This is a genomic window from Pedobacter sp. D749, assembly GCF_019317285.1.
Lineage (GTDB): Bacteria > Bacteroidota > Bacteroidia > Sphingobacteriales > Sphingobacteriaceae > Pedobacter.
The window spans coordinates 383,727-399,129 of sequence record NZ_CP079218.1 but is presented as its reverse complement, the minus strand read 5'-3'; the positions used below and the strand labels follow the sequence as shown (position 1 = coordinate 399,129).

Genomic DNA, 15,403 nt, shown 5'->3' with positions numbered 1-15,403 from the left:
TTTTGTTTATACAGTATTAACTGCAGGTTGTAACATCATTTTTCTGGCGAAAGCATTGCAATTTACCAGAGTAAGATGCAAGCAGGCTAAATAAGAAAGAACTTTTATGCTGTTGATTTTTTGATAAACTAATCCTTTCCATTAGATTTGATAAATCGTTTTACTATTAATAAGATTTTCATCATTAATGATCCGGTTGGCAACTCATCAATGGCTGAATATCATTTTTGAAAAGTATTATGTTTACCACATCTAATCAAATCCCAGAAATGAAAAAATATACATATCCTATATTAAGCATACTATTTTTGCTAACCGCTTGTATCAATTTTGCCCATGCGCAAGCCAAAAAACAGCCTGTAGACTATGTTAATCCATACATCGGCAACATTAGCCATTTACTTGTACCCACATACCCTACTGTTCATTTACCTAACAGCTTATTAAGGGTTTATCCGGAGCGTGATAATTTTACCAGTAATGTTATAGATGGTTTGCCTGTTGTGGTTACCAGCCACCGGGGCAGCTCGGCATTTAATTTGAGTCCTTTTCAGGGCGACCTCAAAAACGTAGGTAACGTAATTTCGTATGGCTACGACAATGAGGTGATTAAGCCTTATTATTATGAAGTTGACCTGGATGATTATGGGATAAATGTACAATTTGCGCCATCGCACCAATCAGGAATCTATGCACTCAATTTTTCGCAGACAAATGTTCCGGCTTATCTGGTTTTAAACACCAGAAACGGAGTGCTGAAGGTGAGCCAAAATGTGGTAAGTGGTTTTCAGAAACTAGACAATAATACCAGGGTTTACCTTTACTTCGAAATGGATTTAACACCTCTTGAATCAGGCAGGCATCATGGAAACAAAATTGAGTCAGGGGAACAGTCTGCTTCAGGCCGTGATGCTTATCTTATTTTAAAATTTCCTGCTCAAACCAGGCAGATTAAGGCCCGTTATGGTATATCGTTTATTAGCGAAGAACAGGCAAAGCAGAATCTCCGTCGCGAAATCAAGGATTATAACCTGAACCAGGTGGCACAGACGGGAAAAGATATCTGGAATGCTACACTTGGAAAGATCATGGTAACGGGGACTGATGAAACAGCCAAAACCATATTTTACACTTCCCTTTATCGCACATACGAAAGGATGATCAGCTTATCTGAAGATGGAAAATATTTTAGCGCCTTCGACGGAAAAGTGCATAATGATAACGGCGTGCCATTTTTTACTGACGACTGGATTTGGGATACTTACCGGGCTACACATCCGCTCCGTGTGATTATCGAGCCAAAAATGGAAGGCAATATGATTAATTCCTACCTGCGCATGGCGCAACAGATGAACGACCATTGGATGCCAACTTTTCCAGAGGTAACTGGTGATAGCCGGAGGATGAATAGCAATCATGGTGTGGCGACTATAATTGATGCTTATAACAAAGGTTTAAGAAGTTTTAATCTTGATGAAGCTTATCAGTATTGTAAAGCAGCCATTACCGAAAAAACCCTGGCGCCATGGTCGTCAAAAAAAGCAGGTGTTTTAGATCAGTTTTTTAAAGATAAGGGCTATTTTCCTGCTTTACCTGAAGGCGAAAAAGAAACCGCAGCAGAAGTTCATGATTTTGAAAAACGCCAGCCTATAGCGGTAACCCTGGGTACAGTTTATGATGAATGGTGCCTGGGCAAAATTGCTCAACAATTAGGTAAAACCGATGAGGCAAAATACTTTTTAGATAAAAGCACCAGCTACCATACTGTTTTTAATCCGGAGACCAGTTTTTTTCACCCGAAAGATGCGGAAGGCAAGTTTATTAAACCGCTGGATTACCGCTTTTCGGGCGGACTTGGTGCCAGAGAAACTTATGACGAAAATAATGGCTGGCTTTACCGATGGGATGTATTGCACAACCTGGGCGATTTAGTAAATATGATTGGCGGAAAACAGGCCTTTGTTGATGAACTGGAGAAAATGTATAACACTCCACTCGGGAAAAGCAGGTTTGATTTTTATTCGCAGTTGCCTGATCATACAGGCAATGTTGGCCAGTTCTCTATGGGTAATGAACCTGCCATGCATATACCTTATTTGTACAATTACGCCGGACAGCCCTGGCGCACGCAAAAAAGGGTACGCAGTTTATTAAGTCAATGGTTCCGTAACGATTTAATGGGTATCCCCGGTGATGAAGATGGCGGTGGTCTTACTTCTTTTGTGGTATTTTCGCAAATGGGTTTTTACCCGATAACCCCGGGCTTGCCCATGTATGTTATTGGCAGCCCCACTTTTGCCAACGTAAAACTGAATCTGGGAAATGGCAAGAAGTTTGAACTGAACTGTATCAACTATTCTCCTGAAAATAAATACATTCAATCGGCTAAACTAAACGGACAGGTATGGAACAAATCGTGGTTTACTCACGAGGATTTAATGCGAGGAGGCGTATTGGAGCTCGTGATGGGCAAACGTCCGAATAAACTATGGGCAGCGGATGAAACTTCCCTTCCACCTTCATTTAAAATGCCTGCCAAATAAAAAGGATTGGAGATTTGGGGAGATGAATATCGTTTTGTGGTATCATTTCCCCAATATACCCACTGTTATAATAAAAACCGTTGTACCAATTCTTCCCATTCCTGATCTAATGATAATTGTGGCCTTTTTTCGCCAGCCTTAGCATACCAATAATCGGCATTCCAGATGTCGCCTTCTTTGCGGTGCAGGTAGGCGTGGATACGGGCAGAGGCAATATCCTCTAAATGGTCGACCTGGTTATGTGCCGTATGCCAATCTCCTTTTGCATCGTACCAGAGTGCACGAAGCTGAACCGACATGTTGCTTTCTGGCCTATCTTTTTCTAATGACTTTTTAAATTCAGCTATATTCTTCATTAACTTCTGCTTCAATTTTAACTATTATACAAAATAATTGTAAAACAGTATGGTAGCCACCTGATAAAAAATTATTTTGATTGATATCCTGTAGCTTTCCACATTCCGCAACATTAACATAAAATACTAAACAACAAATACTTATAGATAATTTCACAGTTTTCGATATTCGTTTAAGCTGCCCATTTTTTGTAAAACGGTGCATTAACATAAAAACCATCTCCTGAAAAACTTGTTGTAAAAATGGGCATCGTTACTAATCGCCCCTTTAAAAAAAGCAATTATGAATTCAGGAACTATTGTATACAGCAATTTAGAAGAGCTCTCAAAAAGTATTTATCAATTAACAGATGGCGAGGCCGACATTAAAGACTGGCCGGTAAGAAATGAAGCCGGCGATCCGGTTGGAAAAGTGCGCGACCTCTTATTTGATCCCGAGCAAAATGCAATACGGTACGTTATTGTGGAACTTGCTGATATGGGCGAAGATTTGGAAGAAAAAGTTGTGCTGATCCCAATCGGCCTCGTAAATTTAGGTGAAGGTAAAAAAGAAGTTATTTTACCCGATATTCACCATGACCAGTTCAGGGCAATGCCGAGATATATTATTGGTGAAGTTACGCCTGAGTTGGAGAACCAAATCCGCAACGTGATCGGCAGTCCGGCGGCATTGCGGATGGAGGATGAAATTGTAGAGATTGACCGTGCAAACTTTTATCGTCACCACCATTTCGATAGGAATAGTTTTCCGGAACAAAGTCCTCGCAATCAGGATTCTGATCCATTAATTTAATTAATGCATTAATTTTGTATGTGGTACACAGGCATCGCTAATTACATTAGAAAAGATGTTGTATAACCATTTCACCTTAAATGCTGTCATGTTGAGCTTGTCGAAACACCTTAAAACCTATTTAACAGGTCCTTCGACAAGCTATCAATGAAAAGTTCTAAGAAAAGTCGTCATCTCGACCGGAGCAACGCATAGTGGAGAGATCTTTGAACTATGCAAAGGATCTCTCCACTAATTTACCCCTGGAATTTCAGTAAAACATTTATCTGATCTTTTTTGATACTTGCTTTTTAATTTCAGCGTATTTGGAATTAATTAAATATTTGCCCTTCGCGATAATCATGCACGATACGCTCCAGCTTACTTGACCTAAAATGAAGGGTTACTGTTGAAGATCCGCTGATGCTTGCACTTACAAAGTCTGAAAAGCCAAACTGCCAGTCATCGTGATTATTCATATCCGGATCGTATGGCTTGTTTAATGGTTTATCAGAAAGTACAAATCCGTAAGCTGCATAGGCTGATAACTGATGGATTTTGATCAGCTTTGCTGTTAAACCTGAAACCGGATCATCAACTTTTATCGCCGTATCATCAGCCGCATTTTCAGGCCATTTGTTTACTGGTGTGGTGAGGCCGCCGCCTGTAGCAATCTGCTGCACTTTGTCTCCGCTAAAAAGCAGCACTACACGATCTAAGGTTCCGGTATTGTTATAAATAGTGAGTGCGTAATAATATGGAAGGAGCTGGCCCAGGCTTTCTGGTGAACTATAGGGCTTGTGGCCAAAAATTGCCACATTCTGAAAGTCGAGGGTTGTGCCTGCCTTTTGCAACTGGGCGTATACTTCAGCGGGCGAGCTGCCGATCTTTATTCCCCATTTTTCTCCCTTGGTTATGGTTTCGGAATAATTTCCCTGTTTTTCCTTTTTACATCCAGCGATACAAAATAATACGAACAAAATTGGTACGATTTTTTTCATTAGTGCTTAGTGTTAATTTAAAATGTAAACGTGGATATCGCGTTACTTGCTACAGGCTGAGGTAAATAAATTTAAAAGAGTTCACTCATTTATCAAATTACCAGTAGCTAAGTGAGCAAGATATTAGATTTGTGAATTCATTTCGATTTATTTAACTTCAACTACTTAAAGGCCAGCCATGAAGCGTGTTTTATTTCTATTATTTATTGTAATCAATATATCGGGGTGCAAAAAAGACACCGATCATACCACGAGTGAAACCTTGAGCGGCAAATGGTCGACAGGTGGGTATGACCTTCAGCTTTACAATGCTTCCGGAATCGAAGTTAGCCATATCATAGCTGATGCTGTAAAATCTTACTGGACATTTGATGATAAACAGGTAAAAGTTTCTACTGATATTAATGCATCGATAAAGTTTTCAGACTATATTCTGAGACGAAATGCAGATAATCGTATTCTCACTTTTAGCAATCCTAATTTTGCCGCACAGACCACCTGGAGCATTGTAGCACAGACTGATCAGTACATGCGGATTAGCTCGGAGATAACGGATAAACAATCGCTCATTTATGGAACTAACCAAACTGCTGCAAGGGGCGTGATGAATATTTACCTCACAAAGGAATAGATATGATTATCTCCGGGTCAACGTTAAAAGAACAGCTGCATTTGGTTGATTATTCAGAAAAGACCGTTGTCGGATCCAGCTCTTTAAAAAGATAAGGTGGATGTTGTGGCAAAGTACCATGGCTAACCGCAGCAGGCATATCCTCTTTCATGGTATTGATATCTTCAACCGTTACCTTCCGGTTTAAAACATCATACGTTACCCTGGTTTGCTGGCCTGCACCCGCATTGAACTTTTCCATGTAGGTAAAAACAAGTTCGTTATCGATAAAACGGTACCTGGTTTCGCGGTTACCTACCGGACCGCTACCGTAAGTGGATATAATTAAATTTCTTTTCTGATCTATGCTGATGTCTTCACTGTCATATTGCTGATAATCGCCGTTAATATAGGCAGCGCCAATAGCCAGCCAGGCGCTGGCGTATAAACGGTACCCACCTTCGGGCTGCTTCAATAAAACTAAGGTAGGCCGTAAATCTGTACTGTCTGTCTTGTTCCGGAGCACCAATACTACATCTTCCAGTTCGTCATTATTTAACAGGCCTTCGGCATCCATTATAATTTTATACAATTCTGGTACAAAATCTTCAATATTGTTTCCGTTTGGTGGAAATTCGACTTGCGTCGCTTCCTTCGGACTTTCTTTTTTAGGGTTAAGAATTACTTCCTGTGTATCGCGCACAACAACACGATCAGAATTACTGATTGCTGCCTGTTTGGGTTTCATACCTGCGCCAAACCAATGCCGTTTATACATCAACACAATAGCCATCATCATGATACACGCTAAAATCCCGAGGATAATTTTAGTCTGTTTCTTCATCGATTGTTTATGGTAAATTTCCTGCAGCTTTTATTTATTTTTTAGCTGGTAACTGTTGTAAATGGTAGCAAATGCTAATTGAAATTATTTAATTTTTATTGAACTCCAGTATTATTTTCATAAAATTCTCTCTGTCATTAATGCGCTGACATTTTTAATGGTTCAGTATAAATGAAATAGCCAAAAGCACCGGACGTAAAATCAATTCTAATCCTTATTTTTGGCGATATATATCCATAATAAAGGATGTTTCCAATACTGCCTTAAATTCAATGATAACAATAAATAATTTCCCGATACTGTTTCGAAATCTGATACTACTGCTTTTTACCTTTCTGGTTACAGGTAATGCATTTGCACAAAAAGACAAGTTAGCAGATAAGGGGCAGGATGTATCCATTCTTTCAGATTCTGCTACGCTGACCAAAGGCGATTACCTTGCACACCTGGAAAAAGTATTTGAAACAGTTAATAAAGTGCCGGTAACGGTTGGTTCATTTAAGAAACTTAAACCTATAGAAGCACATTTAATCCAGGATGAAGCCGCACTAGCACTGTTAAAAAGCCGCCTGACACAGCTTGACAGGTACCCAAATCTGCAAAACCTGCAGATGGATCAAACCTTATTGGCAGAACTACAAAGCAATAACAAAGATTGTTTAGCAGACCTTGATGAATATGAAAAGGAATTACGGGCATTAAAAACTGAAATTCTTAACCTGCGTAAAGATACCGTACTGATTAAAGTGTTTACAGTACCTGCGGTGCAGGTTATGTTTAAAAGTGAATTTGCAGAACTAAAGAAGAAACGTTTAGTGATGGATAGCTTGCTAAAAACGACTACTTTATCAATCAATAACCTACAGGCCAGAACTTCATCCAATCTCATCAATATTAAAGAGTTAATGTATCTTACCGATAGCCAGCTCGATGCGGTGAGCATTAAAGCTTTTGGCAAAGAGCGCCGTTATTTATGGGAATCAGTAAACAAGCCGGCCAATAAAAGTATGGGGTTCCGCAGGTTTATTAAAGGAGAGCAGGAAATATCCCGGTATTATTTCATATATACAAGGAGCAGCAGAATCTTGTTATTTTTTACCTGTACCATATTTTTCTTATGGGTATTCTTCAACTTTAGAAGCGTAAAACAGCGTGGCCGTTTAGAAACGCTTGATGGTTTTTCGCTGATCAGTCCGCAGCCCTATTTAATCACTTTCATCATGCTCTTTGCACTGGCACCTATTTTCGATTTGAGGGCGCCTGCACTATACATAGAAACAGTAGAGATTATCCTAGCGATTTTGCTCACGGTATATTTCCGCAAAAGGTTAAACTCAAAGTTATTTTACTATTGGTGCATATTCGTGATACTCCTTCTTGCACCCGTTTTCTTACGTCTTTTGGGTATGCCGCCCAGATACCAGCGCTGGCTCCTGTTATTCCTCACTACCAGTTCAGTTGCATATGGTGTTATGGTATGGAAAATACTCGATGAAAAAGCCAAAAAATACAAAATGATCCTCATCACAGGATTTATATATGTTGGCTTTGCCATCATTGCCATATTTTGTAATTTATTTGGCCGCTTTACCCTCACGCAGATTTTTTATTCAACCGGGGTAAGCTCACTTTTAAATGCGATATCCTTAACCATTCTGGCCAAAGTATTGGTAGAAGCCTTTTTATTGCAGATGAAAAGCAGCAGGATTCGGAAGGGATTTCCGGAGTATTTTGACTGGCTACCTGTAATTGCAGGACTAAAAAGGCTCACAGGTATTGGTGCTACCATTATCTGGTTTGTAATATTTACCACCAACCTGAATATATTTAATGGTCTCTACGAGTCGGTAATGGAAGTTCTTACTGAAAAAAGAATTATAGGCAGTTTCTCTTTTACCTTTGGGGGCATTGTACTGTTTTTGGGTATTATCTGGATTGCCAACTTTTTGCAAAAATACATTGCCTATTTCTTTGGCGATACTGGCGATGATAATTTTGAGGATAACAAAGGAGAGCGTTCAAAATTACTCGTAACCCGTTTGGTGTTATTAATTGGAGGCTTTTTAATCGCTGTTGCAGCTTCCGGGCTACCAATCGATAAAATAACGGTTATTCTGGGTGCGTTGGGCGTTGGAATTGGGTTGGGCTTACAGAATATTGTAAGCAATTTTGTATCAGGGATTATCCTTATTTTTGATAAAACCATCCGGATAGGCGATATTGTAGAACTAAGCGATAAGAAAGGCCGCGTGAAAGAGATCGGTGTTCGTGCGAGTACACTGCTTAGCGAAGAGGGTGCCGAAATTATCATTCCCAATGGTGCCATCCTATCCAATAACATTATCAACTGGACGCTGAGCAATAACCTGATGCGCGTAAACATTTCTTTATCGATTGCCAAGCCATTTAATACCACCGATGTAGTCAACCTGATCAGGGAAATTATAGGCGAAAACGACAACGTGTTTATTAGCAAAGAACCTGTGATCATGATCAGTCCGGTGAGCAAACTCAACAGCAAAATCAACATTTATTTCTGGTGTAAGGATATTTCAAAGGCTGATCTGACCAAAAGCATGATCAATGCACAGATTTTTGAATCCTTCGAACAAAAAGGAATTGAAATTTTATAATAATAAATTGCATGAATACTTTTTTCCTTTCCGAGTTATATGTCTATCCGATTAAATCGCTGGGAGGCATCAGTCTTCAGACAGCAAAACTCGAAGAAAGCGGCTTACAATACGACAGACGGTGGATGCTTGTTGATGAAGAAGGAATATTTATTACCCAAAGGAAACATTTTAAACTGGCACTACTAAAGGTAAATATTGCAGATGGTAAATTAAGCGTTTCTCATAAAAAATTGCCTGCGCAAAACATATCCTTTTCTTTGGATGAAGATACCGGGGAACAAATTTCAGTTGTCATCTGGAATGATACTGCCACTGCACTCGAAGTAAATAAAACGGTAAGCGATTGGTTTTCTAACTTCCTCAAGCTTAAGGTGAGGCTGGTAAAAATGCCGGTGGCAGAAAAAAGGATGGTAGATCCAAGATATGCATCGAACAATGAAGTAGTAAGTTTTGCCGATGGTTATCCTTGCCTGATCATAGGTCAATATTCACTTGACGGGCTGAATGAAAAACTCGAAAACCCGATAAAAATGGATCGTTTCCGCCCAAATTTTGTTTTTACAGGTGGTGAACCTCACATTGAGGACTGTTTTAAGGATTTTCAAATCGGTCAGGTTTTATTTTCGGCAGTAAAACCATGCGCGCGGTGTGTGCTTATTACCATAGATCAGCAAACTGGCGAAAAAGGACAGGAACCATTGAGGACATTGGCCGGTTACCGTACAGTTGGTAAAAAAATCCTATTCGGGCAAAATTTACTGCACCAGCAAAGTGGGGTAATTAGTGTGGGTGACGAATTAAAGGTGATGACATGGAAGGCTTAAGATGGAATGGATATTCCGGTAAAATTCTCAACAACCTTAATTTCTTATTGGTAAAAAATCTTAAGACTTTAATTATTCAATATTTTCTGACCACCTTAGTCACCTGAGATCACCTAAGCTCATTCCGTGACGCAAAATGCTTTATGTTAGTGCGCAAACTTTTCACCGCATTTAACGTTTAACGAATACTTTGCACCTTAAATAAGGAAAAAAATAATTTAATATTCATTGAATGAAAGAAGCAATAATTGTAGCTGCAGGTAGAAAAGATTACGAAAAACTAATTGCGGTTTGGGAAAGTTCGGTAAGAGCAACACACCATTTTCTTTCTGAGAATGATATTATGACCTACCGCTCGCTGATTTTAACTGAATATTTTGATCAGGTGCGGTTATACGCTGCTAAGTTTGAAGAAGAAGTGATGGGGTTTATAGGCATCAACAAAAAATCGATCCAGATGCTCTTTATTCATCCCGATGCCAGAGGAAAAGGGTTCGGTAAAACGTTGATTGATTTTGCAAAAGATGAACATGATGTCAATACAGTAGATGTAAACGAGCAGAACAAACAAGCAGTAGGTTTTTATGAAAAGCTTGGTTTTGTAACCTTCGAACGGAGTGAGCAGGATGGAGCAGGAAAACCTTTCCCTATACTTTCTATGGCCTTACAGAAGTAAAAATTTGATTATCGTTAGCAAACAACCTTTTATCTAAACTATGCCCGGAAATATCATAGCCAAACTATTAATGGCCATCGCGATAGGTGCCGCATTTGGACTATTTTACACCATTCTGCTCAACATGCATGGTTTAACCAAAATCAAGTATAAACATATGGCGCTTAGCATCGGAACGCTTATTTTTCTGCTTGGATTATACAGCTTTGAAGCCGCAGGTATCGCCTCCTTTATTATTGGTATCGGAATTTTTGTTCTTGCCATTGCCCTGATGGCAAGGGGCGCAGCCAGTTCGCTTAAAGCACTATCAGCTAAATTCTCATTAGGTAACAAATCTCAGGCTACCGAAGGGCAGCAAATAAACAAACCCGGTTTAAGCAATTATGCTGGTGTAATATTTCATCTTGTGGTTATTATACTTATCTCGTTATCGATATTTACCTATTCGAACGATACCTTACTTAATCAGGAAAAAATGGAGCGGCTGATCAGTGATGCCATTTTTCAGTTTATGAGCACCATTATGCTTATACTGTTAGGCATGTTTAATCCTTTTGTACCTCCATCTGCTAAATTATTGGGAATCGCCCACCATGTAGACAACGTTAAATACCCTAAATTATACCTGCTGCTTTCAGGCAAAAAATTCTGGATGGCTTTTAAAACCCTGATTTGCCTCGGAATTATTATTTATTTTGCTTCGAAAGGATATTTTGACCTCTTGGTATGGGATAATGCCACGCCTTATATGAACGTTTACGTGGTGCTTATCGGCTTTTTCATTATTGTTAATCTGGTACAGATGATCCGCAACCCCGAATATTTCTTTCAGGCAAACCTATTCAGGATTACGATGTTGCTGCATTCGGCTTTTATCAGCATATTTTTGAGTGCAATACTGGTTTTCTCTACCCTTTTTATTTCTTCTATTTTAGGAGTTGATATCAATAGATTGAAAGTGAGTTCGGAGACCATCATTTTCCTCGGGTTTAATATTATAATGTGTTACAATGAATTCAGGCTGGCGAGGGCTTAGTGGCCGCAATTAAATTATTTCCTTGCAATCAATAAGCGATCATTCGTTTTTTTTTTAAATGAAAGGTCTGATTTTTTATCAGATTCTTCAGCTGCACATTTTTCTTGGTGTCCTCCATCTGATAGTTTAGGGTTTTATGTAGCAACCCTTGTTCAATAAACCCGGTAGTAGCGGGCATCCCGATTTTTTCTATCGGGATAAAGCGAATAACGGGGCTACTGTTCCCGAAGTACGCTAAACATCCATTTCCCAAAACAAAGGATATTAAATTAGCATATAGTAAGCTTTTACCAAATCAATACTTTAACTCAAAAGTTGAAAAATCAGCATCCTGACTAACACTTCCATTAAAAAGAAGACCAATACGCGGGCTTCTATCCCGCTGTGGTAAAAAGTTAACCGTAATTTTTTCCTTAGCCTGAACATTTTGCCATTCTTCATTAGGTTTTCTGAAAGATACAAGCAAGTTTAAATCATCTGCGGTTTTCATTTTAAGCTCAACCGGAACTGTTGTTGGTATTCTCACCTTTGCAAATACCGTTCTGGTTTTATTTTCTACCTTCCAAAATTCTATTTCATTTCCAGCTATGCCAATGCCTATAGCCGAGCCTGCATCGCCATAATACACTAAACCTTTTAGTGCACTATTGGTATTGGTTACAGTCGTAGTCGCTTCAAAAGTTGTTGATGTAGGTCTAACGGTTAATGCTATCCCGCTTAGGTTATCTTTATTAATAATCCCGGATAAATGAAGCTGCCCGTTCTTTTGCAAAATTCCTGGCGTCGAGTTTCTAAAATCCCATTGCCAATTTTTATCAATTTGGGGCCTGGTGAAGTTCAGTTTCAAATCCCGGTTAAGGCTTGGGCCTGATTTTTCTTTTAAAACCGGCCATACATTTTTCGCTGGCCAGTTCAATTGGGCTAACATGCCCTGTCTTCCCGAGAAAACATTGGTCTTTTTATTGTAGGCATGGTAGAGGTAATAATCTTTTCCATCTGCAGCTTTTACAAACGTACCGTGTCCTGAACATTTCCAATATTCATTTTCCATTAACAGAGGATTGGCAGCATAAAGCTAGTATGGTCCGGCAAAAGATTTTGATCTGGCTACCCTCACATTATAATCGCATTGCGCGCCACAGCAGTTTCCCGCAGAGTAAAAAAGATAATAATAGCCATCTTTTTTCAGGATGCTCTGCCCTTCCAAGCCAATCTTTTGATCATCTTTAAGTAAAGAGAAAGGCTCTCCCTCTACTTTAAGTCCGTTTTTAGCGAGCTTTAAAGCTAAAATCTCAATTGGTCGTTTATCCAAACCGTAAGCTTTAAAAGTAATGTAACGCGTATTGCCGTCAAGGTAAACAAATGCATCGATTGCTTCCTTTCCATAGTCTATAATAATACCCTGGTCAATAAATCCCCGATCGGGATATTTTGAAGTGGCCACACCAATGCATGAAACGTTGTCCTTTTGCCTTCTCGCAGTATAATAAATGAAATAGGTTTTATCATGATAATCGTACTCCGGTGCCCAAAACGAACCCGATGTCCATGCTGGGGCCTTCTCAAAAACATAACCGGACTGTTTCCAGTTCAGCAGATCTTTTGAGCTGTAGATAGGGAAATGAGGTGCCCATTCAGATGAAGTACCTACGGCGTAATATTGATTATTTGCCCGGATAATAGAGGGGTCTGCAAAATCTCCGGCAATTACAGGTTCGATTATAGTTTGTGCCGGTAAAAGGTTCGTGATCAGAAGAAGTTTAGCAATTACCGCCAGGGCAGCATACCACGAAAAGTTTATTTTTTTTCTCATCATTATTGTTAATAGATCTATGTAAAAAAATCGCCATTTCGTGGGATAATTTATTGTATAAAAATTAATATGAAGGACAGCTTTTTTACTCAGAATTTTAGACTACAAGAGATCGTCATTCCCAACTTGATTGGGAATCATACTGCAAGTGCTTTAAGATTCCCGCCTGCGCGAGAATGACGACCACACTAGTTGATTCTGTCATGGTAGCGAAGAGCAGCACAGTCGAGATGACGATTTTATAGCATTTTATTTCTGCACTGGTACGTTAATCTGGTATAATTTATCATGCAAAGCCTTCATCTGTGCTTCTGAAAATTTAATGTCTTTTCTGTCGTAGGTCATCAGTCCATTCGTCTCCACTTCAACATCAGTAGTTTGGGTATATACTCCGGCAGAAAGTCCTAGTGGGATCAATTGCTCTAAACGTTTGGCAAACTCTGCGTATTTGTTAAACAGATCCGTTTTATTTTTAAAACTCTGATAGCCCCAGTTATTTTTCTGTTGCCACACATGGCCATCAATAGGCAGGCCGAGTCCACCAAACTCACCCAATACAAGTGCATAATCCTTTCCAAAATAGTCAGGACTTGGCATAGCTGGATGTGGGTAATTGTGCAGATCGATAATATCACCAACCGGATGAAAGTTACCGCCACTTGCTGTATTCACCAACCTTGATGGATCTTTCTCCTTGGTCCATTTGGCAATTTCTATGGTTTTAAACTGTCCCCAGGCTTCGTTAAAAGGTGTCCACACTACAATAGAAGGCACATTATAAAGTGCATCGATAATGGCGTTCCACTCTTTTTTAAAATATCCTTCAGATTCAGCAGTCCTGTTTTGATCGGAACCATGGTCTAAAATACCAGGACGATTTTCCCAGCCATTCCCCAGATCGCCGCTCGGCATATCCTGCCAAACCAGCATTCCGGCTTTATCGCAATAGTAATACCAACGGGCCGGTTCTACCTTAATGTGTTTTCTGATCATGTTGAAACCCATTTCTTTGGTTTTATCCACATCGAATTTCAAAGCAGCATCAGTCGGCGCGGTGTACAGACCATCCGGCCACCATCCCTGATCAAGCGGACCGTACTGAAAAACAAATTCGTTGTTCAATAACATGCGCTGAATGCCGTTCTGGTCTTTCCCGATCGAGCTTTTACGCATGGCGAAATAACTTTTCACCTCATCAACCTTCTTGTTTTTGGCAAGCAACTCTACTTTTAAATCATATAAAAACGGGCTTTTAGGACTCCATAACTTTGGATTGGCAATTTTTAAAGTAATTGTACCGCTACCATCACCGGTTTGTTCGGCAACTTTTGTCGTGCCATCCCAGGCCGAAACTTTTACCTGATCGCCTGAAGCAGCTTCCTTTAAAACTGGCGTAACAGCCAATAATTGCTCATCAATGTCTGGTGTTACCTTAATGTGATCGATATGTGATTTGTTTACCGCTTCGATCCATACCGTTTGCCAGATGCCCGTTACCGGTGTGTACCAGATGCCTTCAGGTCTTTTAACCTGTTTACCTCTTGGTTGAGGTCCTTCATCAGTCGGATCCCAAACTTCGACGGTTAAGGTCTGGTTGCCGCTTTTATTTAAAAATGGCGTGATGTTAAAACTAAAAGGATCGAAACCGCCTTCATGTTTTCCTACTTCTTTACCGTTGATGCTAACGGTCGATCTCCAGTCAACAGCACCGAAATGAAGCAAAATTTCTTTGCCTTTCATGTTCGAAGGCACTGTAAATACGGTTTTATACCATAATAAACTGTCTTTACCAACCGTTTTACCAACACCCGAAAGTGCTGATTCTACCGCGAATGGCACGAGTATTTTACCTTGGTTAATGGCCGGACGCTGTGATTTTCCGGAAATGGCATAATCCCAAAGACCATTCAGGTTTTTCCAGTTACCCGTACGCTCAAGTTGAGGGCGAGGATATTCTGGTAATACATTCTTAGGATTAACTTCCTGTGCCCATGGTGAAGAGATTTTCCCTTTCACTATATTCCACGATTTGTCTTGCTGCTGTGCAGATAGGGAAAGTGAGAGCCCCAGCAGCGATAAGAAAATAGATACTTTTTTATTCATTGGTTTAAAATTTGAGTGTTTAGGTTGGGTTTGTCAATGTTGTTAATTTAAGCAGAGAATAGTTTGCTGAGGGCTTATTTGTTTCGTAAGTCAATACAAATGACAGCAATTAATCTACTCGTAAAAATCCCCCGAGTTACCGTCATTTCGAGCGGAGTGCAACGCAGTCGAGAAATCTGTTTAGATAGA

General features: G+C 39.7%; 13 protein-coding genes. 7 read left to right on the top strand and 6 right to left on the bottom strand.

The genetic code is table 11. The annotated features are described in order from the left end of the window. The first annotated feature begins 269 nt into the window (after positions 1 to 269). Entirely contained in the window at positions 270 to 2,543 is a 2,274-nt protein-coding gene (locus KYH19_RS01550) for a GH92 family glycosyl hydrolase (protein ID WP_219077320.1), read from the top strand. Positions 2,544 to 2,608: 65 nt separating this feature from the next. Here KYH19_RS01550 and KYH19_RS01545 read toward each other — a convergent pair whose 3' ends face one another. Next, positions 2,609 to 2,899: a hypothetical protein gene (locus KYH19_RS01545; protein WP_219077319.1), complete on the bottom strand. Its 291-nt coding sequence runs from the start codon at positions 2,897 to 2,899 to the stop codon at positions 2,609 to 2,611. 283 nt (positions 2,900 to 3,182) lie between these two features. Here KYH19_RS01545 and KYH19_RS01540 point away from each other — a divergent pair, with 283 nt between their 5' ends. Continuing rightward, positions 3,183 to 3,692, top strand: a complete 510-nt coding sequence (locus KYH19_RS01540) for a PRC-barrel domain-containing protein (RefSeq protein WP_219077318.1) — start codon at positions 3,183 to 3,185, stop codon at positions 3,690 to 3,692. Between the two features lie 311 nt (positions 3,693 to 4,003). Here the strand turns inward: KYH19_RS01540 and KYH19_RS01535 are convergent, their stop codons facing one another. Further along, positions 4,004 to 4,672: a hypothetical protein gene (locus KYH19_RS01535; RefSeq protein ID WP_219077317.1), complete on the bottom strand. Its 669-nt coding sequence runs from the start codon at positions 4,670 to 4,672 to the stop codon at positions 4,004 to 4,006. 178 nt (positions 4,673 to 4,850) lie between these two features. On the opposite strand from KYH19_RS01535, the gene KYH19_RS01530 reads away from it, so the two are divergent. After that, a complete protein-coding gene (locus KYH19_RS01530) occupies positions 4,851 to 5,303 on the top strand; it encodes a hypothetical protein (RefSeq protein ID WP_132395201.1) in 453 nt (150 codons plus the stop codon). Between the two features lie 49 nt (positions 5,304 to 5,352). On the opposite strand, the gene KYH19_RS01525 is transcribed toward KYH19_RS01530, so the two are convergent. Beyond that, positions 5,353 to 6,126, bottom strand: a complete 774-nt coding sequence (locus KYH19_RS01525; protein ID WP_219077316.1) for a hypothetical protein — start codon at positions 6,124 to 6,126, stop codon at positions 5,353 to 5,355. A gap of 272 nt (positions 6,127 to 6,398) precedes the next feature. On the opposite strand from KYH19_RS01525, the gene KYH19_RS01520 reads away from it, so the two are divergent. The 4 genes from KYH19_RS01520 to KYH19_RS01505 all read left to right on the top strand — a co-directional run bounded on the left by KYH19_RS01520 (position 6,399) and on the right by KYH19_RS01505 (position 11,298). After that, complete coding sequence (locus KYH19_RS01520; protein ID WP_219077315.1) at positions 6,399 to 8,759, top strand: mechanosensitive ion channel family protein; 2,361 nt, start codon at positions 6,399 to 6,401, stop codon at positions 8,757 to 8,759. A gap of 11 nt (positions 8,760 to 8,770) precedes the next feature. Further along, a complete protein-coding gene (locus KYH19_RS01515; protein ID WP_219077314.1) occupies positions 8,771 to 9,586 on the top strand; it encodes an MOSC domain-containing protein in 816 nt (271 codons plus the stop codon). A gap of 232 nt (positions 9,587 to 9,818) precedes the next feature. Then, a complete protein-coding gene (locus KYH19_RS01510) occupies positions 9,819 to 10,262 on the top strand; it encodes a GNAT family N-acetyltransferase (protein WP_132395205.1) in 444 nt (147 codons plus the stop codon). Positions 10,263 to 10,302: 40 nt separating this feature from the next. Beyond that, positions 10,303 to 11,298, top strand: a complete 996-nt coding sequence (locus KYH19_RS01505; protein ID WP_219077313.1) for a hypothetical protein — start codon at positions 10,303 to 10,305, stop codon at positions 11,296 to 11,298. Between the two features lie 295 nt (positions 11,299 to 11,593). On the opposite strand, the gene KYH19_RS01500 is transcribed toward KYH19_RS01505, so the two are convergent. The 3 genes from KYH19_RS01500 to KYH19_RS01490 form a co-directional block, all read right to left on the bottom strand. Beyond that, the gene (locus KYH19_RS01500; protein WP_219077312.1) at positions 11,594 to 12,349 is read right to left on the bottom strand and encodes a hypothetical protein; all 756 of its coding nucleotides are present in this window, start codon (positions 12,347 to 12,349) and stop codon (positions 11,594 to 11,596) included. A gap of 24 nt (positions 12,350 to 12,373) precedes the next feature. Continuing rightward, positions 12,374 to 13,114, bottom strand: coding sequence for a glycoside hydrolase family 43 protein (locus tag KYH19_RS01495; protein ID WP_219077311.1), 741 nt, complete (start codon positions 13,112 to 13,114; stop codon positions 12,374 to 12,376). A gap of 246 nt (positions 13,115 to 13,360) precedes the next feature. Then, positions 13,361 to 15,214, bottom strand: a complete 1,854-nt coding sequence (locus tag KYH19_RS01490; protein WP_219077310.1) for a glycoside hydrolase family 2 protein — start codon at positions 15,212 to 15,214, stop codon at positions 13,361 to 13,363. Between the last annotated feature and the right edge of the window lie 189 nt (positions 15,215 to 15,403).

What these genes read in the sequence shown, in the direction of transcription:
- KYH19_RS01535 (WP_219077317.1), bottom strand. Translation starts at nt 4,672, where the DNA reads ATGAAAAAAATCGTACCAATTTTGTTCGTATTATTTTGTATCGCTGGA.
- KYH19_RS01525 (WP_219077316.1), bottom strand. Translation starts at nt 6,126, where the DNA reads ATGAAGAAACAGACTAAAATTATCCTCGGGATTTTAGCGTGTATCATG.
- KYH19_RS01510 (WP_132395205.1), top strand. Translation starts at nt 9,819, where the DNA reads ATGAAAGAAGCAATAATTGTAGCTGCAGGTAGAAAAGATTACGAAAAA.
- KYH19_RS01545 (WP_219077319.1), bottom strand. Translation starts at nt 2,899, where the DNA reads ATGAAGAATATAGCTGAATTTAAAAAGTCATTAGAAAAAGATAGGCCA.
- KYH19_RS01490 (WP_219077310.1), bottom strand. Translation starts at nt 15,214, where the DNA reads ATGAATAAAAAAGTATCTATTTTCTTATCGCTGCTGGGGCTCTCACTT.
- KYH19_RS01540 (WP_219077318.1), top strand. Translation starts at nt 3,183, where the DNA reads ATGAATTCAGGAACTATTGTATACAGCAATTTAGAAGAGCTCTCAAAA.
- KYH19_RS01515 (WP_219077314.1), top strand. Translation starts at nt 8,771, where the DNA reads ATGAATACTTTTTTCCTTTCCGAGTTATATGTCTATCCGATTAAATCG.
- KYH19_RS01550 (WP_219077320.1), top strand. Translation starts at nt 270, where the DNA reads ATGAAAAAATATACATATCCTATATTAAGCATACTATTTTTGCTAACC.
- KYH19_RS01505 (WP_219077313.1), top strand. Translation starts at nt 10,303, where the DNA reads ATGCCCGGAAATATCATAGCCAAACTATTAATGGCCATCGCGATAGGT.
- KYH19_RS01520 (WP_219077315.1), top strand. Translation starts at nt 6,399, where the DNA reads ATGATAACAATAAATAATTTCCCGATACTGTTTCGAAATCTGATACTA.
- KYH19_RS01530 (WP_132395201.1), top strand. Translation starts at nt 4,851, where the DNA reads ATGAAGCGTGTTTTATTTCTATTATTTATTGTAATCAATATATCGGGG.
- KYH19_RS01495 (WP_219077311.1), bottom strand. Translation starts at nt 13,114, where the DNA reads ATGATGAGAAAAAAAATAAACTTTTCGTGGTATGCTGCCCTGGCGGTA.
- KYH19_RS01500 (WP_219077312.1), bottom strand. Translation starts at nt 12,349, where the DNA reads ATGGAAAATGAATATTGGAAATGTTCAGGACACGGTACGTTTGTAAAA.